We start from the raw sequence: 25126 nt of genomic DNA, 5'->3' as shown, positions 1-25126 counted from the left end.
GTAAACATATGTTTTGTATCTCATTAGCACATTCCAGCCACACTTTCAGTTGAAACAAAACGTGTGCAAATGTTATACATATATTACACAAACCAAATACATATGTTTGTGAAAAAACAATTCGAGGAGTGGATTATTATGAAGAAAGTCGTTGCTTCTATTTTTACAGCGGTAATGATGCTTGCTGTAATGGCAACAGGTGCCTTTGCAAATGATGATGCGATGGTACGTATTGTTCACGCATCACCTGATGCACCTGCAGTTGATATTTATGTAAATGGTGAACTTACTGTTGAGAATGCTGCATTTAAAGCAGCAACGGATTATCTTTCAGTTCCTGCTGGTGATCATGAAGTAGAAATCTTCGCAGCTGGTACTACTGAAAATCCAGTAATTTCTCAAACTTTAACAGTAGAAGCTGGTAAAGCATACACAGTAGCAGCAGCTAATACTCTTGAAAACATTGAATTAGTAGTTGCTGAAGATTCCATGAATGTAACAGAAGGTAAAACGAAAGTACGTGTTGGTCACTTATCTCCTGACGCTCCAACAGTTGACGTTGGCCTTGTAGGTGGAGATGCATTGTTTGCTGGAGCTGCATTCAAAGCAGTGACAGATTATCAAGAATTAGATCCTGGTACGTATGACCTTGAAATCCGTACTCCAGACGGTACTCAAGTGTTAGACTTATCTGGCACTACTCTTGCTGAAAACACTGTTTACTCCGTATTTGCAGTAAATACTGCTGAAAATCTTGAAGTTTTAGTACTTGAAGATGGTTCTGTAATGCCTTCTGAAATGCCGAAAACAGGTATGGGTGGAGCTTCTCAATCAACTTCTAATGCAGCTCCAATCGCAGCTGCAATTGCAGGCCTTGGTGTAGTGGCATTCTTCGCTTTCCGCAAAAAGTCTGCACAATAATGCGTAAACACATTTCTATAGCTTTTGCTATTCTCCTGCTGAGTGGCTGCTCAGCAGGAGATTTTTCAACAGAAGACACTACCACTACACCACCACCTGCAACGAAACAACAGGCACAACCTGTTAATAGTACAATAGATAAAAGTAACGAACAAGATAAAAATTCTACTGAACAAGATATGCCTATATATGAAGGAATTGAACCAGCACGTATTGTCATACCTTCTTTGGATATTGATGCACCTATAACAGAACATGGATTAAACGAAAATGCAGAAATGACCGTTCCAGATAACGGTGAAGAAGTTGGATGGTTTGAACCTGGTAAAAAACCAGGGGAAAAGGGAAATTCTATCTTAGCAGCCCATGTAGATGATTATACTGGTCCAGCAGTCTTTTTCTATTTAAAGAATTTAAAACCAGGAGATATTGTAGAAGTATACGATGTAAATGATAACAAAAAAACGTTTGAAGTAGAAAAATTGGTTGCTTATGACCGAAATGAAGCTCCAATTGCTCAAATATTCGGTCCATCCCAAACTCCAAGATTAAATTTACTTACTTGTACAGGTATTTATGATCGCTCCATCCAAGAGCATGAAGAGAGATTAGTTGTCTATACAACTTTAATTGAAGGATAACGTAAGGTTGCTAAAACATAGGTTTTTGCAACCCTTTTTTTGGAAAGTGAGTTAAAAACTACTTAAAATTCCTACGTGATATCTTTTATCATTAAATAAGCATCTTCTCCCCTAACAATATCCATTATTTACAACTATCTAAAACGTAAATTTACCTAGTCTACTACATAAACCGCTTTCAATTAGACATACTAATTTTACGGAAACCGTTTCCAAAAAAGTTAAATTGTAATCTTGATGAAACATAATTAAATAAAATGTCGAAATATGTCTTGTTATTTAGGCGCTTTCATAGTAATCTTTAGACATCAGACGTCTAGTCATAGAAAAGAAAGGTGGACATCATATGAATATTCTTTGGGGATTAGCTGGTATTGCTGTTATTTTAGGAATTGGATTCTTATTTTCATCAGCAAAGTCAAAAATCAGCCTTCGTACAGTGTTTGGTGGTTTAGCATTACAGTTAATATTTGCTTTTCTAATCTTAGGTTGGGAACGCGGATTTAGCGGTTTAAAGAAATTCACTGAGTACGTAAATAATGTTATTGGTTACGCCAATGAAGGTGTAAACTTCCTATTCGGTGGACTTTACTCAGAGCAATCCGGAATTGCATTCGTTTTTGCTTTTAATGTTCTTCCAACGGTAATTTTCTTCTCTGCATTAATCTCTGTCCTTTATTATTTAAAAGTTATGCAAGTCATCATTAAATTCTTAGGTGGCGGATTATCGTTCCTATTAGGTACTCGTAAAGCAGAATCTATGTCAGCTGCTGCGAACATTTTTGTTGGACAAACGGAAGCTCCTCTTGTCGTGCGTCCTTATTTACCAAAGATGACTCAATCAGAACTTTTCGCTGTAATGACAGGGGGACTTGCATCAGTTGCTGGTTCCGTGTTAATTGGATACTCTTTACTAGGTGTTCCTCTTGAGTACCTGCTTGCTGCATCATTCATGGCTGCACCTGCTGGACTAATTATGGCAAAATTATTTGTTCCTGAAACATCTACTGAACCAGAACCAGCAGAATTTGAAATGGAAGTTGATTCTGAATCGACGAACGTTATCGACGCTGCTGCTCGCGGTGCAAGTGTTGGTCTTCAATTAGCTCTTAATATCGGAGCAATGTTACTTGCATTTATTGCAATCGTAGCACTTTTAAATGGTATTTTAGGTGGAATTGGTGGTTGGTTCGGCTTTGAAAACCTATCACTTGAATTAATCCTTGGTTATGTATTTGCTCCATTAGCTTTTGCTATTGGTGTACCTTGGTCAGAAGCTGTACAAGCTGGTAACTTTATTGGTCAAAAAATTGTTATCAATGAATTCGTTGCTTACTCTGCATTTGCTCCGCAAATTGGAGAATTATCAGCTAAGACTGTAGCAATAATCAGCTTCGCATTGTGTGGATTCGCAAACCTATCTTCTCTTGCAATCCTACTAGGAGGATTAGGAGAACTTGCTCCAAGTCGTCGTAAAGACATCGCTCGTATGGGTGTACGTGCAGTTATTGCCGGTGCACTTGCTTCTTTACTAAGTGCGGCAATCGCAGGAATGTTTATTGGATAATAAAAAGTCCCTTGAAGAGTCATTCTTCAAGGGCTTTTTTTGATTCACTACCATGAATTAAGGATGTCTTCTATTAAAGACACCCTTGTATTTTTACATTTATATTTCCAAGCATCCGAACAAATTAACTACCTTTTACCGTTACCTCATTATATAATACTGCTTGATTTTTACCCATATTCTTCGCTTTGTATAGAAGTTGATCTGCTCTATCTACGAGTTCAGTGGGTGTCATTGTTGTAGGACCTCGCTCTACCCCAAATGACATAGAAATGATAATATCTTTGGAGCAAACTTCTGTGTTTTGAATATATCGATACATATCTTTCATAAATACATCGATTTTAATATTACCATCTACTAGAAAAGCAAATTCTTCTCCACCGTATCTATAAGCTCGACATGCGTACCGCTTCATCAATTCTGAAAATGTAACTCCTAGCGATTTTAATAATTCGTCTCCAACTACATGGCCATATTGATCATTCGTTTGTTTAAAGTAATCAATATCACCTAAAACTAAATAAAATGGTTCTTTTTTATGGTTAAATTCTCTCAAATCTTCCTGGAACGTTCTATGGTTGTATAAATTGGTTAGATAATCTATTGCGAGTAATCCAATTGCTCTTTCTTTTTCTCCTAGATGATATCGTTCCCTAATTACAATTAACGAACCAAACAAACCAATAAGCCACATAAAGCAGATATTTAAGCAAAGTATAAAAAGTTCTGTATAACTATCTGTATCATTAAGTAGGTAAACAATAATGTAACCTAGCGAGATAGCAACTGAGCTGATAAAAGCTCCTTTCATCCTCCAATAGATAGTTGCATGCATAACTAAAAAATATGCAATTGGAAAAAGAAAGGTCATGACACCACCAGTTAAAAAGAAAAGCCAAAACATAGCAAGAAAATCAAAAACTACTCCAGCACCTGCTAACTTCTTAAACCAATGTTTGGGCAAGTCTTTCTTTTGTAACACTACTTGTGTAACTGTCATGTAAATAAACCCTAGTATTAAAAGATACGTAAATGATTCTCTAATAATCGGTAAGTTTTCATAAAAAACAGGTACATAAAACAAGAAAATTGCAATAACCAAAAAAATCCAACGAAGCATGGAAAATATAAATTCCGTCTTATGGTCTGATAAATAAATTTTATTCATATATACACGCCTTTACAGAACAACTAAGTACTTTGATAAAATGAAAAAACACCCCTCGAATTAGGATGCTCTAATAACTATATATGAGCAACCCGGCTACCACCTTTCGAAGGCCCGTGGCTTTGCGTCCCCATCTTTCGCATGGGTTTGCCAGTATGTCTTGACACTCTCCTACTATTAGTCTAATCGTTTATTCTACTATTGTCTACTAAAAACCAGTAAGCTTTTACAAATATTTTATTTTTTATTTAGACTATAGAACTATAAAATTGTAATTTTTACCTTAAACACTTTTTAACATCATAGTGGTTTGTACGCTATAGATCCTCTTTGTTGTCCGTATAAGTTAAGAGATCTTTATTCACTATGGTAAGTAGTTATCAAATTTACTTTGGTTAGTTGAGCCTTATTCTCTCCTCACCACTGATACAGCTTGCCTATAAGTGAGTAAACGTTGCTTATACATGAGTGGTATGTAAATTTTCAGAATACATCTACTTTCTTCTATCACCTTTACAGGATACTTCCCTCTTGTTAGCATAATCATGGTAACATTTCAAAGGAGGAGTCGAAATGACTACACTTGTTGAAAAAGAGAAGGAAGAACTAGAATTTCAGCTCTTTCGAATGCAGCAAAATATGGAACGATTAAAAGAAAAAAATAATATTAAAGGAATTGCACAAGATAAGCAAGATAATTGGGTAATTGTTTACACCAATGAAAATCAGCATCAATGTAACGTGATGATTCAAGATTGTCAAACACCTTATCGCGGTGCATGGGACTTCTTAATTCAAGCTACATTTACAGAAAGTGGTCACATGAAGATTGGCGATATTAAAGGACCTTCAAACAAAGGTTACGGATCAATTGCCATGGATGAATTAAAGCAGATTGCTCTTGAGCGAAATGTAAAAGGCATTAAAGGTGATTTAGCAGAAAGAGACTGGGATCACATCGATCGTTTAATTCATTTCTATGAAAAACACTCCTTTGACATCGAAGTTAATGAACAAAAGAGAGAAGGAGACATCTACTGGTCCCCTTCCCACTTTTAAAAATAATACTGTATGTCTTTAGGTGTTTTTCCAAGTACTTTTACCCACCAAGGCTTTTCAGTTAAATCCTGTTCCGTTATGCGAGTAGCAAATTGCTCATTGTTCAGATAAACCTCTCTGAAGCGTTGATTGATTTCCTGGCCGTATAATAAACAATTGGACTCATCGTTTAAATATAAACTTCTAGGGTCCCAATTGGCAGTTCCCACATCTACAAAATCATGATCTATAATCATGATCTTACTATGCAAAAAGCCTTTTGTATATTCTAGCCATGTAATATTTTTATTCATTAACTTTTCCATTCGATGATAACCCGGTGGTTGTGTAAACCATGCATCTGACGTTTTAGGTACCATTACTTTTATGTTTACTCCTCTTTTGGCCGCTTGTAACATTTCTGCGGCCAAAGCATCAGAGGGCATAAAATATGGAGTAGCAATCCAGATGTCCTCTTTTGCACCTTTTATCCAAGATACCATTTTCTGTTCTAGCTCTGCGCCAGTCGTAAAAAGAAATTGATAACTAGTTTCCTTATTACTTTCGAAGGAAACTGATTTCACTTTTGAATCTTTCCATTTCGTTTCTCCCCTATCTTCTTCCCAATCCATCTTAAATTGTTGTGCCATCTCTATGTTATTTCCTACTAAACGGACATGCGTATCAGTCCAGTGTCCGAGTTTTTTATCTTTTCCAATATATTCATTACCAACATTAAAACCACCTATATAACTAATTGACTGATCTATCGCTACTATTCTGCGATGATTACGATGTTGGATGGAATGAAAGATCGAGGATGAGTGAAGAGGCCTGCTCCACTTAAAGACAACTCCTTTTTCCTTTAACGTGCTAAGTGGTGCTAAGGACATTTCTCTTGATCCCATTAAATCTCCTGTGACTTTTACTTCCACTCCTCTTAATGCAGCTTCCTCTAATGCTTTTAACAATCTCTTTGTTTGTTCATCATAACGAATGATAAAGAACTGCATATACACTCGTTCCCTTGCCTTATGGATGTCATTAATAAGAGAACTGTACAATTCTTTCCCTTCTGAAATTATTTCAACTTCTCCATTTTGTAACGTAGTCATATGTATAGGGTGCCTTTTGTCGTATTCTATTGCTTCATGTTGAACTTGTTTGTTCATAACAAATATAGCGATAGATAAAAGGATGGATATGCCTGTAGAATAAACAATCCATTTTCTATATTTCTTTAACATAGCCTCACCCCTTCCCTATTATCATAACTTTAGGATAAACGCAGCCTGTAAAACTATTCATACTTCCATTGGTGGTATTTGCAAGTTTACATAGTCACCGTAAAGCATTTCAACTACATGAAAATTTAAAATTTATGGTAGGATAAATGTAATGAGTAAAAAAGGAGACTACAGCATGAAAATAGCTAAATGGACAAAGGCCTTACCTCTAGCAGTTTTACTAGTATTATCCGCGTGCTCTACCAATGAAGCTTCACCAGAACATACAAAAGAAAATCATGGTGACTTGATTGAGATGACAGAGAATCGTACTGTTTTACCAAGCTTTTTAGAGGAAGATCCTCCAGACATTAAACGTATTTATCTTGGAGTAGCTCAATATCAAGAGGAATTAGAACAGATGCCTTGTTATTGTGGATGTGGCGATAGTGTTGGGCATACTAGCGCCTACGATTGCTTTATTAAGAGTGACCATAAAAATAAGGAAGATATTGAATGGACGGATCATGCAACAAATTGTCCTGTTTGTTTAGATATCGCTGCATATACAATTATCGAAACAGAAAAAGGAACTCCTCTTGATGAAATTCGTAAAGTAGTAGAAGAGGAATACAAAGAAGGATACGCAGAGCCAACGAAAACGAATAGTTAATATGTAGAAAACACTATACTTTTTAAACAGAAGAAGCTGTGATATAAACCAGTAGTGACTGCACAGGGATTTACGCTGCAAAGGCATTAATTCTGCAGTATTTTATATCCAAATAGAACGCAAAAAGGTACATTCGTTTTTATAAATGTACCTTTTTTAGTTTTGTACAAGCCTATCTTTCTGGTGTAATAATCAGTTTAATTTCGAATGATAATGAAGATCATATAACCAATGTAAACCAATGCAAGAAAAAGTCCTTCCATTTTCCCCACTCGATAATTCGTTCTAGAGAATACGAGTAAAACAAAAGTCAGTATGATCATTAAGATCAAATCTACGAACAGTTTTCCTTCAAAAGCTAGTGGTGAAATGGTGGAAGCTGTTCCTAGTACAAAGAAAATGTTAAAGATGTTACTTCCTACAATGTTTCCAAGAGCAATGTCACTTTCTTTTTTCAACGCAGCCGTAATGGATGTAATTAATTCTGGTAACGACGTACCTACAGCTACAATGGTTAATCCTACTAATGTTTCCGTCATCCCAAAGGAGATGGCAATTTCTGTTGCACTTGAAACTACTAATTCTCCCCCAAAGATAATGGCTGCCAATCCACCAATAGTGAAAAGTATGTTTTTCCCCCACTTAGGTGCTTCCGTTCGAACCTCCATGTCATTCGTATTTCCTCTACTATTTTTTGCCACTTCAAATATGTAATACAAAAAGATACTAAAAATTAGTAATAATATAATTCCATCACTTCTAGTTAAGGCATCAGCTTGAAATCCTTGTAAAAATGTATCAGCTACTACTACTAATAACACGATACTCCCCAATAGTGTAAATGGGATTTCTTTACGTATTGTTTCACTTTCTACTTTTAATGGGTTTAATAGAGCTGTAATTCCTACTACAAGTGTAATGTTAAATATATTGGATCCAATAACGTTCCCAAGCGCTACTCCTGCTGTTCCATCCAATGCTGCGATAATACTTACCGTTGCTTCCGGTGAGCTTGTTCCAAATGCTACTATCGTAAGCCCAACTAAAAGAGGTGGAACTTGCAGGCCACGAGCAATCTTGGAAGACCCATCCACAAAAAAGTCTGCTCCCTTAATTAATAAAACCAAACCAATAATAAACAAAAGATATGTCAATAGTATCTATCCCTTCTACTATCCTTATTTTCAGACAAATTTTTCATTCTATTGTAGAATGGAACTACATCTCTTACTGTAATGCAGGAATTATTATACAGATGTAAAATAAAAAAATCCATTCTCACCATTACTCTAGACGTACTTAAAAGTTATTGTTAAGCATTTTTATCTTTCTATACATACAGGAGGGTCCTATGGATTATCGAAAATTAGATCAACAAGACTCATTATCCATCTTTCGGAATGAATTTTATTTAAAAGAAGATCAAATTTATATGGATGGCAATTCTCTTGGTCTTCTCTCTAAACGAGCTGAAAATACACTCCTTCAATCAATTAATGATTGGAAAAACTACGGAATAGATGGCTGGACAAGTGGTGATAATCCATGGTTTTATCTATCTGAAAAGTTAGGGGAGAAGTCAGCAACACTGGTGGGAGGTAAGTCCAAGGAAGTAATTGTAACAGGTTCCATAACATCTAATTTACATCAACTAATTTCCACCTTTTATTGTCCAAGTGGAACGAAGTCAAAGATATTAGCTGATGAGTTGACTTTCCCATCTGACATTTACGCCATTAAAAGTCAGATTGAATTACGTGGCTTAAATCCAGAGACACATCTTGTACAAGTAAAAAGCAAAGACGGGATGACTCTTAATGAGGATGATATCATCCAAGCGATGACCAAAGACATTGCCCTAATTCTATTACCCTCCGTCTTATATCGAAGTGGTCAACTTTTAGATATGAAAAAATTAACGGCCGCTGCACACGAGAGAAACATCCTCATCGGTTTTGACTTAGCGCACTCCATTGGTGCTCTTCCACATAACCTGCATGATTGGGGTGTAGATTTCGCTGTATGGTGTAATTATAAATATTTAAATAGTGGTCCAGGAGGTGTTGGAGGATTGTATGTACACGAAAAACATCATTCTCTAAAACCAGGTTTGTCCGGTTGGTTTGGTTCTAAAAAGGAGAAGCAATTTGATATGGACCACACTATTACACCTTCAGAAGACGTCGGTAAGTTTCAAATAGGTACTCCTCATATTTTTAGTTGTGCACCATTACTTGGATCACTAGAAATTTTTGAGGAAGCATCTATTACGCTCATAAGAGAAAAGTCTTTAAAATTAACTAATTATTTAATGTTTCTTTTAGAAGAGTTTACTCCTGAACTAACAATTTGTAATCCCAGAGAAGACCATCGACGTGGCGGACACGTAAGCCTGCAACATGATGAAGCTGCGAGAATTTGTAAAGCTCTAAAAGCATCTGGTGTTATACCTGATTTCCGGTCTCCTAATATTATTCGCCTTGCTCCTATTGCTTTATATAACAACTTTGAAGATGTGTGGAAAGTTGCTATGATATTAAAGGAGATAATGGAAAACAAGGAATATGAAAAATATGAGGAAGGCAGAAATATCGTCGCATAAGGAGGCCATATGATAATTATTGATATTACGCAAACCTTAGATTCCAATATTGCACCGTGGCCAGGAGATACGCCATTTTCGTATAAAGTTAATTGGGAGAAAGAAGCTACTGGATCTGTCAACGTCGGGGAAATTCGCATGAGTTGTCATCTCGGTACACACATTGACGCTCCTTTTCATTATGATGATAAAGGTGCTAAAGTTCATGAGCTCCCGTTAGATGGTTTCGTTGGACAAGCCTTCGTGAAAGAAATAAATCATAAAAAAATAGAAGTAGTTGATTTACAATCAGTAGATTTCACAGGCATTACAAAACTACTTATTAGGACAAATGCTTGGAAAGAAAAAAATTCATTCCCTTCTGAAATACCAACAATAAGCCCAGATGTAGCCTCTTTTCTAAGAAAAAATGGTGTTGATTTGATAGGTGTTGACCTCCCTTCTGTCGATCAACTTGACAGTAAGGCTTTACCTACGCACCATGCCTTTCAACAGAATGGATTAAATATTCTGGAAGGAATCGTTTTAGATAATGTAAAGGAAGGAAACTATGAATTAATTGCTTTACCCTTAAAGCTAAAGGATGCAGATGGGTCGCCAGTTAGAGCCATATTAATAGATAAAAATTCATAAGTTTACACAACAACTATTGGAGGAATACAAATGATACGTTTTGGAATAATTGGTACTAATTGGATTACAGAAAGTTTGATTGAGGCAGCATCTCAACTTGATAATTTCGCTTTAACAGCGGTGTATTCAAGAAAGAAAGAAACTGCTGAGACATTTGCTGCAAAACATAACGCCGAACACACTTTTACAGACATTCATGAATTCGCAGCGAGCGATGCTTTTGATGCAGTGTATATCGCTAGCCCTAACTCTCTTCACGCAGAACAAGCTATCATTTGCATACAACATGGAAAACATGTGCTTTGCGAAAAGCCAATTGCTTCAAATGAAAAAGAAGTAACAAGAATGATAGCAGAAGCTAAAAAACACAATGTAGTCCTAATGGAAGCATTGAAATCACTTCACATGCCTAACTTCCTTGCTATCAAAGAAAACTTACATAAAATCGGAAAAGTACGAAGATATTTTGCTAGCTACTGTCAGTACTCTTCTCGCTATGACAAATATAAAAATGGGGAAGTATTGAACGCATTCCGCCCAGAGTTTTCTAATGGTTCCATAATGGATATCGGGATCTACTGTGTTGCTCCTGCCATCGCTCTTTTTGGAGAACCTAGTAACGTATCAGCTTCTAGTTATTTATTAGATTCAGGTGTAGATGGTAAAGGAAGTATGATTCTACAATACGATGAGATGGATGCAGTACTTATGTATTCTAAGATTACTAATTCCTATGTGCCTTCAGAGATTCAAGGAGAGAATGGCAGTATATTAATTGATAAGATCAGTACACCAGAGAATGTAATGATTCAGTATAAAGATGGCACGAAAGAAGATATAACTGTATCCCAGTCGGATAAGAATATGGTATATGAAGTAGAAAAGTTTATAACGTTTATCCAAGAATCTATGCCACCTACCGAGTATTATGAATACTCTTTATCCACTATTAAAGTATTGGATAAAGCTAGAAATTTAGTTGGATTACGTTATCCAGCTGATCAGCTGTAACACTTTTTTAGAAATATGAGGGGATTTGCTCCTCTTTTCTTGCATTTATACTAAGACCTAACAAAAAAACCACTACTAAAAAGTAGTGGTTTTTTTGGCGTTCCATTCGGGAACGACTTATGGAGAACTCTGGTTCCAGCAGAGTTCCGAGGGTTTGGCACCCAATGATTCCTACTGGGTTCGAACCAGCGACCTCTACCCTGTCAAGGTAGCGCTCTCCCAGCTGAGCTAAGGAATCTTTCTTTTACAGATAAATAATAGTATACCATATTTCTAGAATAGAGCAATGTTTTTGTTGAGAATAGTTTAATAACGAAATGCCATTGAAATAAACATTCTCCATTTAGGAGATTAAATAAAAGAAAGATGAATTTGCAAGTAAACAAATTCATCTTTTCTTCACCAGTTGTAGTTTATGAATTAAGCTACTTTCTCTGCTGGTGTGGAAGATTTTTTAATAAAATATTGATATACAACAAATGCAATAAAGATGATTAGTCCGATTGTGTCAGTCATTCCTTCCGGATACACTAACATCAAACCAGTCACCACTGCTACTATTCGCAAGACAGCAGAAAGTTTGTGATTCCAGAATCCAATAATACCAGCACCAATTGCAATCATTCCAGCAATTGCTGTAAATACTACCCAAACAATCTCGAGTGGTGTAGCATCAATCATTAATAGCTCTGGACTTAAAACAAACATATACGGAATAATAAATGCCGCAATGGCTAACTTGGCAGCATTTATACCAGTTTTAATCGGTTCACCTTTTGAAACCCCTGCTGCTGCAAAAGCTGCTAATGCTACAGGTGGTGTAATATCTGCAATAATACCGAAATAGAACACGAATAAATGAGCAGATAATTCAGGATATCCTAATAAAATAATGGCTGGGGCTGCAATAGTTGACGTAATAACATAGTTAGCTGTTGTGGGAGAACCCATTCCTAAGATAATCGCCGTAATCATGGTAAAGAACAATGTTAATAGAATTTGTTCATTTGCTAACTCTACTAAGCTATTAGCAAGCTTTAAACCTAAACCTGTTTTTGTCACAACCCCTACAATCATACCCGCACAAGCAGTTGCTGCTGCTACACTTAACGCAGTTCTAGCACCTTCCACTAATGCTGCAATCGTCTTCTTAATACCCATTCTAGTTGCTTTGTTTACAGCGGATACGACTAAAGTAGATAAAATAGACCATAATGCAGCCATCATTGGGCTCATACCAGTCATTAGTAAAATAATAACGATAAGGATTGGTGTTAATAGATAAAGCTTTTTTACTACTTCTTTGCGATTAGGCATTTCCTCATCTTTAAGCCCTTGAAGACCAAGCTTTCGAGCTTCAAAGTGAGTCATAATCCACACACCTGTAAAGTAAAGAAGGGCTGGTATTGCAGCTGCTTTGGCAATTTCCCAATACGTAATGCCGCCAATAAATTCCACCATTAAGAAAGCAGCAGCTCCCATAATTGGAGGCATTAATTGACCACCAGTGGAAGCAGCGGCTTCTACTCCACCAGCAAACTCTTTTTTATACCCTAAGCGTTTCATCATAGGAATAGTGAATGATCCTGATGTTACAACATTGGCAACGGAACTTCCGCTTATTGTCCCTTGCAAGGCACTGGAGAAAATGGCAACTTTAGCAGGTCCACCAGTACGTTTACCAGCAATCGCTACTGCTAAATCATTGAAATACTGTCCCACTCCTGTTTGAACAAGGAAAGAACCGAATAATAGAAATAAGAAAATAAACGTACCTGATACGTACAATGGTGTACCTAGTATACCTTCTGAAGTAAAGAACATCGTTTGTACTAATTGTTCAAGGCTTAACCCTCGATGCTTTAAAAAGCCTGGCATGTCTTGACCAAAGTAAGCAAAAGCAAGTGCTAATATGGTAATAATGGTGATTGGTAACCCCACCGCACGTCTAGTTGCCTCTAACACTAAAAGAATTGCTAAGATTCCCGCAACCATATCTAGTGAATTTAAATATCCAACACTGTTCACTATTTTATCGATGTTAATTGGCCAATAGGAACCGACGAAAATAGATGCAATTGCTAGAATTACATCATACCACGCAGGCTTTGTGGTACTTCTTAATTTCTTTGTAGCAGGAAATAAAATAAAAATTAAGGATAATGCAAAGCCCAGATGTATGGATAATAAAACTTGCCTTGGTAATACAGGTACTAAAACTGTCCAAATTTGATAGATAGAAAAAGCTAATAAACCTAAAAATGCAATATAACCATATACACCTTTTAACGTCCTAGTCGCAGACTCAGGGTCGTACTTTTCTAATATTTTTTGTTGTTCTTCTTGTGTAATTGTTTCCTCATGATTCTTTTTCATTTCATTCTCCTTTCTAACCATTGGTAAAAAGATATCTTCTCTACTTTTATTTTAATCGTAGATCCTTTCGGTGCAATGGTATGAAGTGTAATTTTTTCATTATTAACTAGTAGTTGATAATTTGCACTAACTTGATCAACTAACAAAAAAATTTCATCTAACCTAGTATCTAAATTCTCGATAATATATTTCCCATTTTCTAACTTGAATGAAGCCCCCTCAGGTGCATTGCTGGGCATACCAATACTAGTATCTTCGTATTTTACTTTTTTCAATACCAACTCAAGGTCATCCAATTGAAAGTATTCCATTACAGGGCTTTTGTGAATAGAGTGTTCATACGTAATAATAAATGAACGATGGTTTTTTATGTGGGTGCTAAAAAGTAGTTTGTCTTGTAGGCTGTAAATGGATAAGGAGGAAAATAAGGGGAATGCCCCTAGAACAAGTAGTAAACAGAAACTAGAAATCCAAACTTTCTTCATTTTAATTCTCCTTAAAGATAGAAATACCTTTTCTATCCATACTTACGAGTGTTCCCTATCTTGATAGGGAACACTCGTAAGTAAAAACAAGAGAAACAGGTCTAAAGTAGACCCATTTCTCTTTTGTTTTACTTTACGCCTTTTTCTTCAAAGTACTTCTTTGCACCAGGGTGAATGTCAATTCCAACACCATTTAAAGCATTCTCTGCTTTAATTAGTTCACCTTTTGCATGTTCAATTTTGTCCGTATTATCAAAGATAGCTTTTGTAATTTCATACACTAGATCTTCTGATAAATCAGAACGTGTTACCAACATCGCTTGAACTGCAACAGTTGCAACCTCGGAAGTTAAACCATATGTTCCATTCGGTACAACTTCTTTTGCATAATATGGATATTTTTTAATAAGTTCATCAGCTTTTGCATCTTCAACTGGAACAATTACTACATCAACAGTAGCAGCTAGACCTTCAACAGCTCCAGTAGGTGTTCCAGAAGTAATGAATGCAGCATCAATCGTTCCGTCCTGCAGACCAGTTGTAGAATCAGCAAACGATAAGTTACGCGCATCTAAGTCATCTGTAGTTAATCCATGAACCTCTAAGATCTGTTCTGCGTTAGCAAGTGTTCCTGAACCTGCTTCTCCAACAGAAACAACTTTTCCTTTCAGGTCTTCTACTGAAGTAATTCCAGACTTAGCCGTTGTAACAATTTGAATCGTTTCTGGATAAAGAGCGCCAATCGCTTGAACATTCTCTACTTTGTTTCCATCAAACATTAGCTCTCCTTTTAGAGCATATGATGCGATATCTGTTTGAGTAAAAGCAATTTCCGCTTCTTCTTTTTGAAGAGTAGCCATGTTTTCAGCAGAAGCACCAGAGGTTACAGAGTTAGTTGTGATCCCTGTAGCATCTTCAATTTGTTTTGCAAATGTTCCACCTAGTGGAAAGTATGTACCGCCTGTTCCTCCAGTAACCATGGAAATGAATTCAGGATTACCTTCGCCGCCGCTTCCATTTCCACCTTCTGAAGAACCGCAAGCTGCTAAAAAGGCCGAAAGTACAAGTAACATCGTTGTTAATAACGCAACTGTTTTCTTTTTCATTCGTATTCCCCCTTATTTATAAAATTGCATAGTTACGAATATCATTTTATCACAGGCTGTTATACAATTGTCAAATTTATCTCTCTCTGTTACTTTTACAGCTGTAATCTCTGCTAATTCAATGCCGAATCAGCAAGGTACAGTATAACAGCATTTTTACAGAAAAATTACTTATGCATAGATAATGAATAAACACTTAAATATTGGAAAACTTTACATCCAAATTCAATCACAAGACGGTTCAATTAAATTATGATACACTACTTTTGAAACCGCTTAATTTGGAGGTCTATTATGTCTTATCCGCAAGGAAGAGTAGAAGAAATTGAATTTTACAGTAAGTCATTAGAATCAACCATATCCGTACTATTATACAAACCAGCAAATTATTCACCTTTGTATAAATACCACACAGTAATCGTCCAAGATGGAAAAGACTATTTTCAATTAGGAAGATTACCGAGAATAGCTGATGAGCTGTTAGCAGAGGGTAAGATGGAAAACACTTTATTTTTTGCTATCCCTTACCCAGATGTAAAAACTCGAGAGCAGTGGTATCATCCAGACGGTTCTCTAAAAGAAAATTATATTCGTTTCATAGCCCATGAATTAACACCATATATTGATGCAAACTACCCCACTTTTCAAATTGGTAATGGAAGAATGCTTATGGGAGATTCCTTAGCTGGTACCGCGTCTCTGATGATTGCTCTACAGTACCCACATACCTTTGGAAAAGTAGCTGTTTATTCACCATATGTAAATGAAACGGTATTATCCAAAGTAGCAGAAATGTCGCAACCTGAATTATTATCTGTTTACCATGTAATTGGAGATCAAGAAGATGATTTCTTAGCTCCAAGTGGTGTTCGAAAGGATTTTTTACATCCGAATAGAGATTTACGTGAACTGATGTCAAGAAAAGGATATCAAGTTTTTTACGAAGAGTTTGAGGGTTCACATAGCTGGAAGTATTGGCAACCTGATTTAAAGAGAGCTCTAAAAATGATGCTTTAAAGCTATTTCCAATTTGGAACTAGAATTTGATATAATAAAATAACCATTGAAAACGGAGGAGATACTTATGAAATATGGAATTGTTATGTTTCCATCGAAACAACTACAAGATAAAGCTAATGCATTTAGAAAGCGCTACGATCCACACTATGCACTAATCTCTCCTCATATCACCCTTAAAGGCGCTTTTGAAGCTACAGATGCTCAGTTAAACGAATATAACGAAAAACTAAGAGAAATCGCAAAAACAACTGCACCTTTAAAACTGACCATTCAAAAAGTTAGCTCTTTCCAACCCGTAAATAATGTTATTTATTTTAAAGTTGCTCCTACTGAAGAACTTAGTACTCTTCACCAAACGATGTATGAAAATATTGGGCAAGAGCAACCAGACTATTCTTTTGTTCCGCATATTACCATCGGACAAAAACTTTCTGACGATGAGCATTCTGATGTTTATGGCTCTTTACGCATGGAAGACGTGTCTTATGAAGAAACTATTGACCGTTTTCACCTTCTTTATCAATTAGATAATGGTTCATGGACAGTTTACGAGACGTTTAGATTAGAGGGCAAAGACCTGTGACAACTATTTCAGCTAAAATTGTTCAAGATTCATTAGATTTACAAGAAGTTCTTCAAGTTAGAAGATCGGTATTTATCGAGGAACAACAGATTCCAGAATCGTTAGAAATGGATGGACTAGACTCTATTGCTGCACACGTAATCGTGAAAGAAGACGATATGCCAGTCGCTACTGGCAGGTTAAGAAATGTTCAAGGAGAAGCGAAGGTAGAAAGAGTAGCCGTTCTTAAGAGTTCACGTGGTAAGGGATTAGGTAAACTAGTAATGGACTCGTTAGAAGAATACGCTTTGCAGCAAAAATTCTCTGCAATTGTGTTGAATGCTCAGGAACATGCCATTCCTTTTTATACTACATTAGGCTATTTACCTGCATCGAATTTATATGAAGAAGCAGGAATCCCACATATGAAAATGAAAAAAGATCTAACATAAAAATAAAAGCGCTTATCGGCCTTTGTATAAGGTTCGATAAGCGCTATTTTAGTTCGTCTTCGAAGTTTGATAACATGTGATCCTCCGGTAAGTTACATTTTTACATCAATAATAGATTTTTGTCCTTTAAGTGAATCGCTGCTTTTTGGAAATTTTACTGTAGCCTTTTGATGAGGAAGCTCTAGGGAAAAGTTTTTATTTGTTGTTGGTCGTCTTTTTTTCTTTTTATGTTCCTCTAGCTTTTTTGGAAAAGATTTTATTTTCTCCGTTTTGGTTACCATTTTCACACCATTGTAAGTCTTATCTAATTCAATCGTACGATTCTGGTATTGCTGATAACTTGTTTGAGTAATTGGTAAGATATATCCCATCTATCTCCCCTCCTTATTTACCTTTACCCACTATTTATATCGGCTAATCCAATCTTTATTCCTGTACAAATACAAAAAAGAGGCGTTTTCGCCCCAAGTGTGTGTTATTTCTTATTGTTGATCATATCACTTATTGTATTCATATCCAGTTTCTTTCCATCTTTAACGATAGATTCAACAATCTTATTTTCCATGTCTTTAGGTACTGGTTTATTAGCGATTCTTGAAACTTTTTGTATGACTTCACGTACTGTTTTTTCATCTTTAAAGTTTGCATTTTGTAGGGAGTTTGCTAATTTAAGAACTTCGGCCATATTGACACCAGTTTTCTTTTCAATGTTTTTAAAAAATGGATTTTCCATTTAATCGCCCTCCTTTTTTACATAAGTCAGTGTATGTAAAAATTAGCGGATGGTGCATGACTGATGAAAAATTGTGATGGGGAGGTTTTGATATCTCTATTTACTAGTTACTCCGTTAAGGGCTTTACTTTCTTCCTTTGTTTTTTGCTTAGCGTTGTGATTTATCTGCATGGGCTTGTTTTGGGTTTGTTGCTTAGTTAGCTTTTTGGGGGCGGATACTCCGTTAAGGGCCTACTTTCTTCCTTTTTTTTGCTTAGCGTTGTGATTTATCTGCATGGGCTTGTTTTGGGCTTGTTGCTTAGTTAGCTTTTTGGGGGCGGATACTCCGTTAAGGGCCTACTTTCTTCCTTTGTTTCTTGTTTGGAGTTGTGATTTATCTGCATGGGCATGTTTTTGGTTTGTTGCTTAGTTATCGTTTTTTAGTACGGATACTCCGTTAAGGGCGGACCACTTCACGTGGTCAACACGGAGTTGTTGCGTCACGCAACAAAAAAGAGGCTAATTTCTAGCCCCTCTTCAGATTACACTATTTCTCTTTAGTTATTAGCTGCAAAAAGAAGCACCAACGATAATTAAAAGGATGAAAAGAACTACGATTAAAACAAAAGTAGAACCAACTCCACCTACTCCACCGTAACCACAGCAGTTACCGTAACCATATCCGTACATGTACTGTCACCTCTCTTTTTCTTGAGTCAGTGTTAGCATATGTGCGAAGTATCAAAAGTGTTTGGGCAAATTTTAAAAATCTCATTTGAATGACTAAAATCTAATTATTCATCCTTTAGGTTTAAATAACAAAGCACCGATAAAACCAAAGACAATAGCACTGGAAATACCCGACGATGTAACTTCAAACATTCCTGTCAAAACTCCGATATACCCGTGTTTCTCCACTTCATTCATTGCTCCATTCACAAGCGCATTCCCAAAACTTGTAATTGGAATAGTAGCTCCTGCGCCTGCAAAATAAATTAATTTTTCATATAGTCCAAATCCAGATAAAATGGCACCCGCTACCACCATTGTGCTTAACGTATGTGCTGGAGTCATTTTTCCCACATCAAACATAAGTTGACCAATCACACAAATCAGTCCACCTACGACAAAAGACCAAATAAACATAGTAAGCATATACCCACTCCTTTCTTTAAATTTCTATCGTTACTGCATGAGCTATACATGGAATAGATTCATTTTGTTGAAAAGTCACTGGAGATAATAAAGCACCCGTCGCACAAAGCAATATTTTTTTCCATGTTCCTTTTTTCATTTCATTTAAGATATAACCATACAACACTGTTGCACTGCATCCAGGGCCACTTGCACCACTTTGTACTGGCGCTTCTTCAGCACGATAGATCAGTAATCCACAATCTTTAAATGTTTCTTCTTTCACAGCGATTCCTTTTTCATGTAGTAAATGCATGGCTGTTTTCCTACCTATAGTTGCCAAGTCACCTGTAAAAATGACATCGTAATCCTCTACTGTAGTTCCTGTATTCTTTAGATGTCTCTCAATAGTATCTGCAGCAGCTGGAGCCATAGCACCACCCATATTAAATGGATCGGTTAATCCTAAATCAATCACTTTTCCTATAGTAGCCGATGTGACACAGGGAAGTTTTTCAGTAGTTTCGTTTTTCCCTACTACTGCGTATCCAGCACCTGTAACGGTCCACTGAGCTGTTGGTGGCTTTTGCCCGCCATACTCCGTTGGATAACGAAATTGCTTTTCTACAGCAGAATTATGACTACCAGCACCAGTTAAAGCATACTTTCCAGCTTCTCTATCTACAAGAAGGGCTGCCATTGCTAACCCTTCCATTGAAGTAGAACAGGCACCAAATAACCCTAAGTATGGTATTGCATTAGTTCTTGCTGCGAAACTAGATGGAGTAATTTGATTAATTAGATCACCTGACAAAAAGATGTCCATTTCGGATTCTTGTTTGTTTATTTTATCTAACGAATAATGTACTGCTGCTTCGATTAGCTCCCTATGTGCTTTTTCATAGGTTTCTTGTCCCATCCATAGATCATCGTAAAAGTGATCAAAGTGGCTAGCAAGTGGACTTTTCTTTTCAAAAGGTCCTCCTACAACACCGGTAGATAGAATGGAAGGTCTGCTCGGAAAAAACCATGTTCCTACTTGCCTGTTCATCCTATCACCCCTAATGACATAAGAATTGTTTTAATTAGAGCAACAACAAAGGCTGAAAATACACCAAATACAATTACAGAACCTGCAAGCTTAAATATGTTACCACCTACACCGAGTACAAACCCTTCCGTTCTATGCTCAATAGCAGCTGAAATAACAGCGTTCCCGAATCCAGTAACTGGTACTGCACTTCCTGCTCCACCAATTTGTCCTAAATGATCATATACACCAAAACCAGTAAGTAACATTGCTAGGAATACCATCGTTGCCACCGTAGGGTTACCAACAGTTGCCTCAGTAAAATTAAAATTGTACATATAAAAATAACTAAATACTTGTCCTAACAAACAAATCGTTCCTCCGACCAAAAAGGCTTTTATACAGTTTTTAACTACCGGCCTTTTTGTCTCATATAGTTTTTCTTTTTTTTCGTAAGCAGCTTGTTCAGCCGTCTTTGGTTTTTTCGCCATACTGGTGCACTCCTTACGTCATTTCTTTTTGTAATTTTTTTATTTCTTCATAACGTTTAATTGCTTGATCTTGGTTAATTTTTCCTGATTCAAACTTTTCTTTCAGCCTCATTGCTTCGAGAAATATTTTATAATCACTCGATACAATAAACTCTTCTTCTGGAAACTTGTCTTCTAAATGTTTACGGACTTTTTTTTCAATTTCTTTCATTTGATGTCGTTTAAAATGTTTCACTTTATAAACAACTAATGTTTCCTTTTCCCCTTCAATAATCGCTGCATCATATAGCTCTTTTTCTTTGTTAACAAGTTGCCTAACTTGATAACCTATACTATCTTCTTCGGGTCTTGCTTTTAATTCAATGGGAGCAGGTTTTGCCTTTTTTATAAGCGATAAACTGCTATGCGTTTGATTAGGTTCTACCACTTCTTTTTCATTTGTACAGCCGACCAAAATAAGTAACGCTATAGCTAGTAATACGGAAAGTCTTTTTTTCAACTCATTCACCTACCTTTTAAAGTTTCAGTATTGATAGACACCAATATTCACCTCTACCTAGTGTGTTCGTTTCTGTTTAATTTATGAGGAATTCTTATTTTATGGTTAATTACTGGTAAATCAAATAGTTATCCGTTTCCTATACCTGATCTTGGTTTATGTATCTACTGCAATATCGGTGGAGGTTCTTCTGGTATACCTGCCCTGCTTTTTTCTCTTCTGCTATACCGCTGAAGCTTCCTCTGGTATACCTGCACCTGCTTTTTTCTCTTCTGCTATACCGCTGAAGCTTCCTCTGGTATACCTGCACCTGCTTTTTTCTCTTCTGCTATACCGCTGAAGCTTCCTCCGGTATACTTGCACCTGCTTTTTTCTCTTCTGCTATACCGCTCACGCTTCCTTTACCTTTGAAACACATGACATCTAGTCAAATTAATTGTTACTTCTCTCGAGAACAAAAAAAAAACGCCCACATTCTGGCGTTTTTTAGTTACTATTCTTTGGTTTTGGCTTACCGCAACCGCAACCCTTTTTCTTAGGAGTAGATGAAGTAGTTGCTTTGGTTGGAGAAGCTGTAGATTTTTTCATACTATCTCTCCTTTCTTATCTCTCTAATACGATATGTGTAATTAAAAAGATTGCCTCCACTAGTGTCTATTCACTCCATCTTTGGACAATTGTTTCAGCTATTGCTGCAATACCAGCTACTGCAAAGATAGTAAGTAAGGGTATTCCTATCAGAGGTACATAAACATATATTCCATAGCAAATAGCTGCACTCCAAACACCAGTACACCAATAACAATGAAGCAACTCACCGATAAATCCTTTTATTCCATTTTTCTTCGGGATTATATATGTTTCTTCTTTTCCATGATCCTCGATAATCTTTACTTCATCAAAAAAAGGAGCCCTAAACCATTCCATAATTTTGTCATAAACGAAAAGATGCGTAATTCGAAAAGATGCAAACGCAAGAATAACAAAATCTAACCAATCCATAATATCCTCCTTTAATTGTAGGACATTAGTCCATTTTGCAAAACAAAGGGCTATTGTCCGAGTCCATTACTACCTTTTTGCAATATGTTATAAGTGTAAATAACCTATTAATTCCTACAAGGAGGAAAATTATTATGTCTTGTTACGACCACAAAGGTAAAAACTGCGTATGTGAAGTAGTACGTTTCATTAAAGACCTTCAAGACAATGCTGTAGATAACTGTCGCGATTGTGAAACTAGTTGTTTCTTAGAGCCACTTGGAGATCTTGGAAAAGGACGCGTAGGAGGAGCAAGAGACCGCAACAACCCTAATACTCGTGTATTTGTCCTTTACAACAAAGAAGGCGAACTATTCAAAGCTTTGGTAGACAATCATTGTGACGGGTACGAAAAATCTAAGTATTTCCGTGTAGAAGATGTATTTGATGGTTGCTGTGCAACATTACGTGTTCTTGAAAAAGTATCAAAATGCGAAGACAATGAAGAAAGCGGTCGTGGACGCGAGAAATTCGTATCAACGGACACTTGTATCACTGTAGATCTAGCTTGCTTCTGTGCTATCCAATGTATCGCTGATGTTTTCTTACCAGATGTTTGCAACTAAAAAAGGAGTAGCAAGTCGGTTTTATACCGACTTGCTTCTTGTTCCTTAAACGAAACCGATAATCTTAACGGCAGTTACTTCTCTTTTCTTTAATTTCACTAATAAATTGTCGAATTCTTTTACATAGATGTTGTCACTATCCACACTCTCTATGATCCCTTTTGCCACTCTTTCATCCGTATAAAATTCACATGGAAATGGAACCTTTTTACCAATAAAAGTTTCTAAGTAGTCTAATCTTTCCTTCGTACTCATTTCTTTAAAAGGTTTTAGTCTCTTCAATCCAAATCCTATGTTGTTATCTTTCTGTTCAACATGGTCAACAATCGTGCTTGCTTCATCACTCTTAGGTTCTGTTAAGTCCTCTACTACCAGTGCACGCACTTCTTTAGAAGAGTATAATTGTTGCATAGATGCCTTCAATGGCTCCTGTTTGTTAGATAATATAAATGGTTTTTGCATACTGCACACCTCCCTACTTTTATGTATATGCTTATGGCGAATTTTCGTTTACAGTGACTTCTCACATAACTTTTACATTTCATTAACATAGGCTTAAAGAAGAGATGTTATTGTTGAAGAGTATCGAAACATGACGAGTAAGATCGTTTTGTTTTCCATTCGTAAGTTATTGACCCCCAGTTTTTTCTTGCCTCGTTACTATGGTAGCGAGTTTTTTTATTTTTAATTAAACGCAAAGAAGGTGAATTTGTATCAAATTCACCTTCTTTGCTAGAATATTAAATTAACATCATGCTTTCACATGGTAACCGGAGTCAACATGTAAGTTCTCCCCTGTAATTCCTCTAGCCATCGAACTAAATAAGAACACAGCTGCATCTCCCACTTCTTCTTGCGTAGTAATTCTTCTTAATGGTGCGCTTTCTTCAATCTCTTTTAAGATTGAATTAAAATCACTTACACCTTTTGCAGACAGAGTTCTAATTGGACCAGCTGAAATGGAATTCACTCGCACGCCGTATTTACCCATGTCATTGGCAAGGTATTTAACACTTGCTTCTAAGGATGCTTTTGCAACACCCATGACATTGTAGTTTTCAATAACTTTTTCTCCACCAAGATACGTTAATGTTACGACGCTTGCATTTTCTGTGAATAATTCTAATTCCTTAGCGACTTTCACAACGGCAGTTAAAGAATAAGAACTAATGTTATGAGCTAATAAAAAACCATCACGTGTAGTGGAGATATAGTCGCCGTTAAGCTCTTCTTTCCTTGCAAACGCAATACAATGAGCAATTCCGTTTACTTGCCCAACTTTATTTTTAATCGTAGTAAATGCTTCATTGATCTCTTCATCGTTTGTAATATCACAAGGGAATACATAGTCCGCATTTTGACCTTCCAGGGATTCCGCTAATTCACGAACACTCTTTTCCATTCGATCTCCTGCATATGTAAAAACTAATTTTGCTCCTGCATCATGTAGAGAACGAGCAATCCCCCACGCAATACTTCTTTTGTTTGCAACACCCATTACAATAAATGTTTGTCCTTCAACAGATAATGACATGGTTATAAGCCTCCCCATATATAACTTGTTATTAGTACCTAGTCATAATTCTACAGGAAGAAACTTATTTTGAAAAGAACTATATTTATTTTGGCATTCCATCTACTAGTTCTTTTATCTGCTCTACATGTCTTAATTCATGTTCTACCATCAGTTCAAAGATTTGATTCGCAGTCATATCACCAAACCGATGATGGTGAAGGACATACTTCTCTAGATCAGGTGTATGCAATAGAACTTGAAGTGTATTTGTTCGTGAATCATTTAACGCTTCTATACAAGCATCTAAACTCATTTCATCTTCTGAAGGTTCGATAGGAGCTACCATTTTCATCGTACGATCTTTCATTTTAGAAAAATCCACTTTTGCTGCACTTCCGAATTTTTTTCTTGAACAGCTGTTTCCACCAATTTTAAAAATCTTGCTTCCGCTTCCGCGACATGAAGAACAACTTGAGCAACAGACCAATTAGATTGAGTTGGTTTCCAGTTAAGTTGCTCATACGTTAAAGGGATGATTAGTTGTATAAGTGTATCTCTAACATTGCTTAAAGAATTATTCATCGCTAAGCCTCCATGTTTTTCTTTAAGGTTAACATAATTTCTCATTAACAAGAAGAAAAGCTATTAACTTG

30 protein-coding genes, 1 tRNA gene and 1 riboswitch are annotated in these 25126 nt (G+C 36.4%); of the genes, 12 read left to right on the top strand and 19 right to left on the bottom strand.

Going from position 1 to position 25126, the window contains the following annotated elements:
• Window positions 1–138 precede the first annotated feature (138 nt).
• The 3 genes from G8O30_RS03675 to G8O30_RS03665 all read left to right on the top strand — a co-directional run bounded on the left by G8O30_RS03675 (window position 139) and on the right by G8O30_RS03665 (window position 3129).
• Complete coding sequence (locus G8O30_RS03675) at window positions 139–921, top strand: DUF4397 domain-containing protein (protein WP_239673639.1); 783 nt, start codon at window positions 139–141, stop codon at window positions 919–921.
• Window positions 921–1562 (top strand): class F sortase, encoded by a 642-nt coding sequence (locus G8O30_RS03670; RefSeq protein ID WP_239673638.1) that lies wholly within the window; start codon window positions 921–923, stop codon window positions 1560–1562. Before G8O30_RS03675 ends, G8O30_RS03670 begins: the two co-directional genes overlap by 1 nt.
• A gap of 346 nt (window positions 1563–1908) precedes the next feature.
• Window positions 1909–3129: a NupC/NupG family nucleoside CNT transporter gene (locus G8O30_RS03665; protein WP_239673637.1), complete on the top strand. Its 1221-nt coding sequence runs from the start codon at window positions 1909–1911 to the stop codon at window positions 3127–3129.
• Window positions 3130–3253: 124 nt separating this feature from the next.
• On the opposite strand, the gene G8O30_RS03660 is transcribed toward G8O30_RS03665, so the two are convergent.
• Window positions 3254–4300 carry a GGDEF domain-containing protein gene (locus G8O30_RS03660; protein ID WP_239673636.1) on the bottom strand — a complete coding sequence of 349 codons (1047 nt, stop codon included), beginning with the start codon at window positions 4298–4300 and terminating at the stop codon, window positions 3254–3256.
• Window positions 4301–4383: 83 nt separating this feature from the next.
• Window positions 4384–4462: riboswitch (cyclic di-GMP riboswitch) on the bottom strand.
• 411 nt (window positions 4463–4873) lie between these two features.
• Here G8O30_RS03660 and G8O30_RS03655 point away from each other — a divergent pair.
• Complete coding sequence (locus tag G8O30_RS03655) at window positions 4874–5359, top strand: GNAT family protein (RefSeq protein WP_239673635.1); 486 nt, start codon at window positions 4874–4876, stop codon at window positions 5357–5359.
• Here G8O30_RS03655 and G8O30_RS03650 read toward each other — a convergent pair.
• A complete protein-coding gene (locus G8O30_RS03650; protein WP_239673634.1) occupies window positions 5356–6585 on the bottom strand; it encodes a phospholipase D-like domain-containing protein in 1230 nt (409 codons plus the stop codon). The two genes, G8O30_RS03655 and G8O30_RS03650, sit on opposite strands and share 4 nt — an antisense overlap.
• Window positions 6586–6760: 175 nt before the next feature.
• On the opposite strand from G8O30_RS03650, the gene G8O30_RS03645 reads away from it, so the two are divergent.
• Window positions 6761–7237 (top strand): PCYCGC motif-containing (lipo)protein, encoded by a 477-nt coding sequence (locus G8O30_RS03645; RefSeq protein WP_239673633.1) that lies wholly within the window; start codon window positions 6761–6763, stop codon window positions 7235–7237.
• Between the two features lie 197 nt (window positions 7238–7434).
• Here G8O30_RS03645 and G8O30_RS03640 read toward each other — a convergent pair whose 3' ends face one another.
• Entirely contained in the window at window positions 7435–8391 is a 957-nt protein-coding gene (locus tag G8O30_RS03640) for a calcium/sodium antiporter (RefSeq protein ID WP_239673632.1), read from the bottom strand.
• A 197-nt stretch (window positions 8392–8588) separates the two neighbouring features.
• On the opposite strand from G8O30_RS03640, the gene kynU reads away from it, so the two are divergent.
• Genes kynU through G8O30_RS03625 form a run of 3 tightly spaced genes read left to right on the top strand, consistent with a single transcriptional unit; the run spans window position 8589 to window position 11483 of the window.
• Window positions 8589–9839: a kynureninase gene (gene kynU, locus G8O30_RS03635; protein ID WP_239673631.1), complete on the top strand. Its 1251-nt coding sequence runs from the start codon at window positions 8589–8591 to the stop codon at window positions 9837–9839.
• Window positions 9840–9848: 9 nt separating this feature from the next.
• Window positions 9849–10472, top strand: coding sequence for an arylformamidase (gene kynB, locus G8O30_RS03630; RefSeq protein ID WP_239673630.1), 624 nt, complete (start codon window positions 9849–9851; stop codon window positions 10470–10472).
• A gap of 30 nt (window positions 10473–10502) precedes the next feature.
• Window positions 10503–11483 carry a Gfo/Idh/MocA family protein gene (locus G8O30_RS03625; RefSeq protein WP_239673629.1) on the top strand — a complete coding sequence of 327 codons (981 nt, stop codon included), beginning with the start codon at window positions 10503–10505 and terminating at the stop codon, window positions 11481–11483.
• Between the two features lie 165 nt (window positions 11484–11648).
• Here the strand turns inward: G8O30_RS03625 and G8O30_RS03620 are convergent.
• From G8O30_RS03620 to G8O30_RS03605, 4 genes are all read right to left on the bottom strand, one after another.
• Window positions 11649–11721 (bottom strand) — tRNA-Val (locus G8O30_RS03620).
• A gap of 182 nt (window positions 11722–11903) precedes the next feature.
• Window positions 11904–13859, bottom strand: a complete 1956-nt coding sequence (locus tag G8O30_RS03615; RefSeq protein WP_239673628.1) for a TRAP transporter permease — start codon at window positions 13857–13859, stop codon at window positions 11904–11906.
• The gene (locus tag G8O30_RS03610) at window positions 13856–14344 is read right to left on the bottom strand and encodes a DUF1850 domain-containing protein (RefSeq protein ID WP_239673627.1); all 489 of its coding nucleotides are present in this window, start codon (window positions 14342–14344) and stop codon (window positions 13856–13858) included. The genes G8O30_RS03615 and G8O30_RS03610 overlap by 4 nt, the downstream gene beginning before the upstream one ends.
• A 128-nt stretch (window positions 14345–14472) precedes the next feature.
• Window positions 14473–15450, bottom strand: coding sequence for a TAXI family TRAP transporter solute-binding subunit (locus tag G8O30_RS03605; protein ID WP_239673626.1), 978 nt, complete (start codon window positions 15448–15450; stop codon window positions 14473–14475).
• Window positions 15451–15744: 294 nt separating this feature from the next.
• On the opposite strand from G8O30_RS03605, the gene G8O30_RS03600 reads away from it, so the two are divergent.
• The 3 genes from G8O30_RS03600 (at window position 15745) to G8O30_RS03590 (ending at window position 17484) form a co-directional block, all read left to right on the top strand.
• The gene (locus G8O30_RS03600) at window positions 15745–16467 is read left to right on the top strand and encodes an alpha/beta hydrolase (RefSeq protein WP_239673625.1); all 723 of its coding nucleotides are present in this window, start codon (window positions 15745–15747) and stop codon (window positions 16465–16467) included.
• Between the two features lie 67 nt (window positions 16468–16534).
• Complete coding sequence (locus G8O30_RS03595; protein ID WP_239673624.1) at window positions 16535–17053, top strand: YjcG family protein; 519 nt, start codon at window positions 16535–16537, stop codon at window positions 17051–17053.
• Window positions 17050–17484, top strand: a complete 435-nt coding sequence (locus G8O30_RS03590) for a GNAT family N-acetyltransferase (RefSeq protein WP_239673623.1) — start codon at window positions 17050–17052, stop codon at window positions 17482–17484. The genes G8O30_RS03595 and G8O30_RS03590 overlap by 4 nt, the downstream gene beginning before the upstream one ends.
• Window positions 17485–17576: 92 nt before the next feature.
• Here the strand turns inward: G8O30_RS03590 and G8O30_RS03585 are convergent, their stop codons facing one another.
• The 8 genes from G8O30_RS03585 to G8O30_RS03550 form a co-directional block, all read right to left on the bottom strand.
• Entirely contained in the window at window positions 17577–17855 is a 279-nt protein-coding gene (locus tag G8O30_RS03585) for a hypothetical protein (RefSeq protein WP_239673622.1), read from the bottom strand.
• 104 nt (window positions 17856–17959) lie between these two features.
• Complete coding sequence (gene spoVIF, locus G8O30_RS03580) at window positions 17960–18217, bottom strand: sporulation-specific transcription regulator SpoVIF (RefSeq protein ID WP_239673621.1); 258 nt, start codon at window positions 18215–18217, stop codon at window positions 17960–17962.
• A gap of 543 nt (window positions 18218–18760) precedes the next feature.
• A complete protein-coding gene (locus G8O30_RS03575; RefSeq protein ID WP_239673620.1) occupies window positions 18761–18886 on the bottom strand; it encodes a YjcZ family sporulation protein in 126 nt (41 codons plus the stop codon).
• A gap of 108 nt (window positions 18887–18994) precedes the next feature.
• Window positions 18995–19351: a stage V sporulation protein AE gene (spoVAE, locus tag G8O30_RS03570; RefSeq protein WP_239673619.1), complete on the bottom strand. Its 357-nt coding sequence runs from the start codon at window positions 19349–19351 to the stop codon at window positions 18995–18997.
• Between the two features lie 16 nt (window positions 19352–19367).
• Window positions 19368–20381: a stage V sporulation protein AD gene (gene spoVAD / locus G8O30_RS03565; RefSeq protein WP_239673618.1), complete on the bottom strand. Its 1014-nt coding sequence runs from the start codon at window positions 20379–20381 to the stop codon at window positions 19368–19370.
• Window positions 20378–20851, bottom strand: a complete 474-nt coding sequence (spoVAC, locus tag G8O30_RS03560; RefSeq protein ID WP_239673617.1) for a stage V sporulation protein AC — start codon at window positions 20849–20851, stop codon at window positions 20378–20380. The genes spoVAD and spoVAC overlap by 4 nt, the downstream gene beginning before the upstream one ends.
• A gap of 13 nt (window positions 20852–20864) precedes the next feature.
• Window positions 20865–21350: a sporulation protein gene (locus tag G8O30_RS03555; RefSeq protein ID WP_239673616.1), complete on the bottom strand. Its 486-nt coding sequence runs from the start codon at window positions 21348–21350 to the stop codon at window positions 20865–20867.
• A gap of 654 nt (window positions 21351–22004) precedes the next feature.
• Window positions 22005–22352 (bottom strand): DUF1360 domain-containing protein, encoded by a 348-nt coding sequence (locus tag G8O30_RS03550; RefSeq protein WP_239673615.1) that lies wholly within the window; start codon window positions 22350–22352, stop codon window positions 22005–22007.
• 134 nt (window positions 22353–22486) lie between these two features.
• On the opposite strand from G8O30_RS03550, the gene G8O30_RS03545 reads away from it, so the two are divergent.
• The gene (locus tag G8O30_RS03545; RefSeq protein ID WP_239673614.1) at window positions 22487–22957 is read left to right on the top strand and encodes a CotY/CotZ family spore coat protein; all 471 of its coding nucleotides are present in this window, start codon (window positions 22487–22489) and stop codon (window positions 22955–22957) included.
• A 45-nt stretch (window positions 22958–23002) separates the two neighbouring features.
• On the opposite strand, the gene G8O30_RS03540 is transcribed toward G8O30_RS03545, so the two are convergent.
• From G8O30_RS03540 to G8O30_RS16090, 4 genes are all read right to left on the bottom strand, one after another.
• Window positions 23003–23419 carry a CotO family spore coat protein gene (locus tag G8O30_RS03540; protein WP_239673613.1) on the bottom strand — a complete coding sequence of 139 codons (417 nt, stop codon included), beginning with the start codon at window positions 23417–23419 and terminating at the stop codon, window positions 23003–23005.
• A 289-nt stretch (window positions 23420–23708) separates the two neighbouring features.
• Window positions 23709–24491, bottom strand: a complete 783-nt coding sequence (fabI, locus tag G8O30_RS03535; RefSeq protein WP_239673612.1) for an enoyl-ACP reductase FabI — start codon at window positions 24489–24491, stop codon at window positions 23709–23711.
• An 85-nt stretch (window positions 24492–24576) separates the two neighbouring features.
• Entirely contained in the window at window positions 24577–24840 is a 264-nt protein-coding gene (locus G8O30_RS16095) for a DinB family protein (RefSeq protein ID WP_275576518.1), read from the bottom strand.
• Entirely contained in the window at window positions 24837–25055 is a 219-nt protein-coding gene (locus G8O30_RS16090) for a DinB family protein (RefSeq protein WP_275576517.1), read from the bottom strand. The genes G8O30_RS16095 and G8O30_RS16090 overlap by 4 nt, the downstream gene beginning before the upstream one ends.
• Window positions 25056–25126: the final 71 nt, after the last annotated feature.

Source organism: Mangrovibacillus cuniculi (assembly GCF_015482585.1).
In the GTDB taxonomy this organism is placed as follows: Bacteria; Bacillota; Bacilli; order Bacillales; family R1DC41; genus Mangrovibacillus; species Mangrovibacillus cuniculi.
This window is presented reverse-complemented; position numbering and strand designations above follow the sequence as displayed.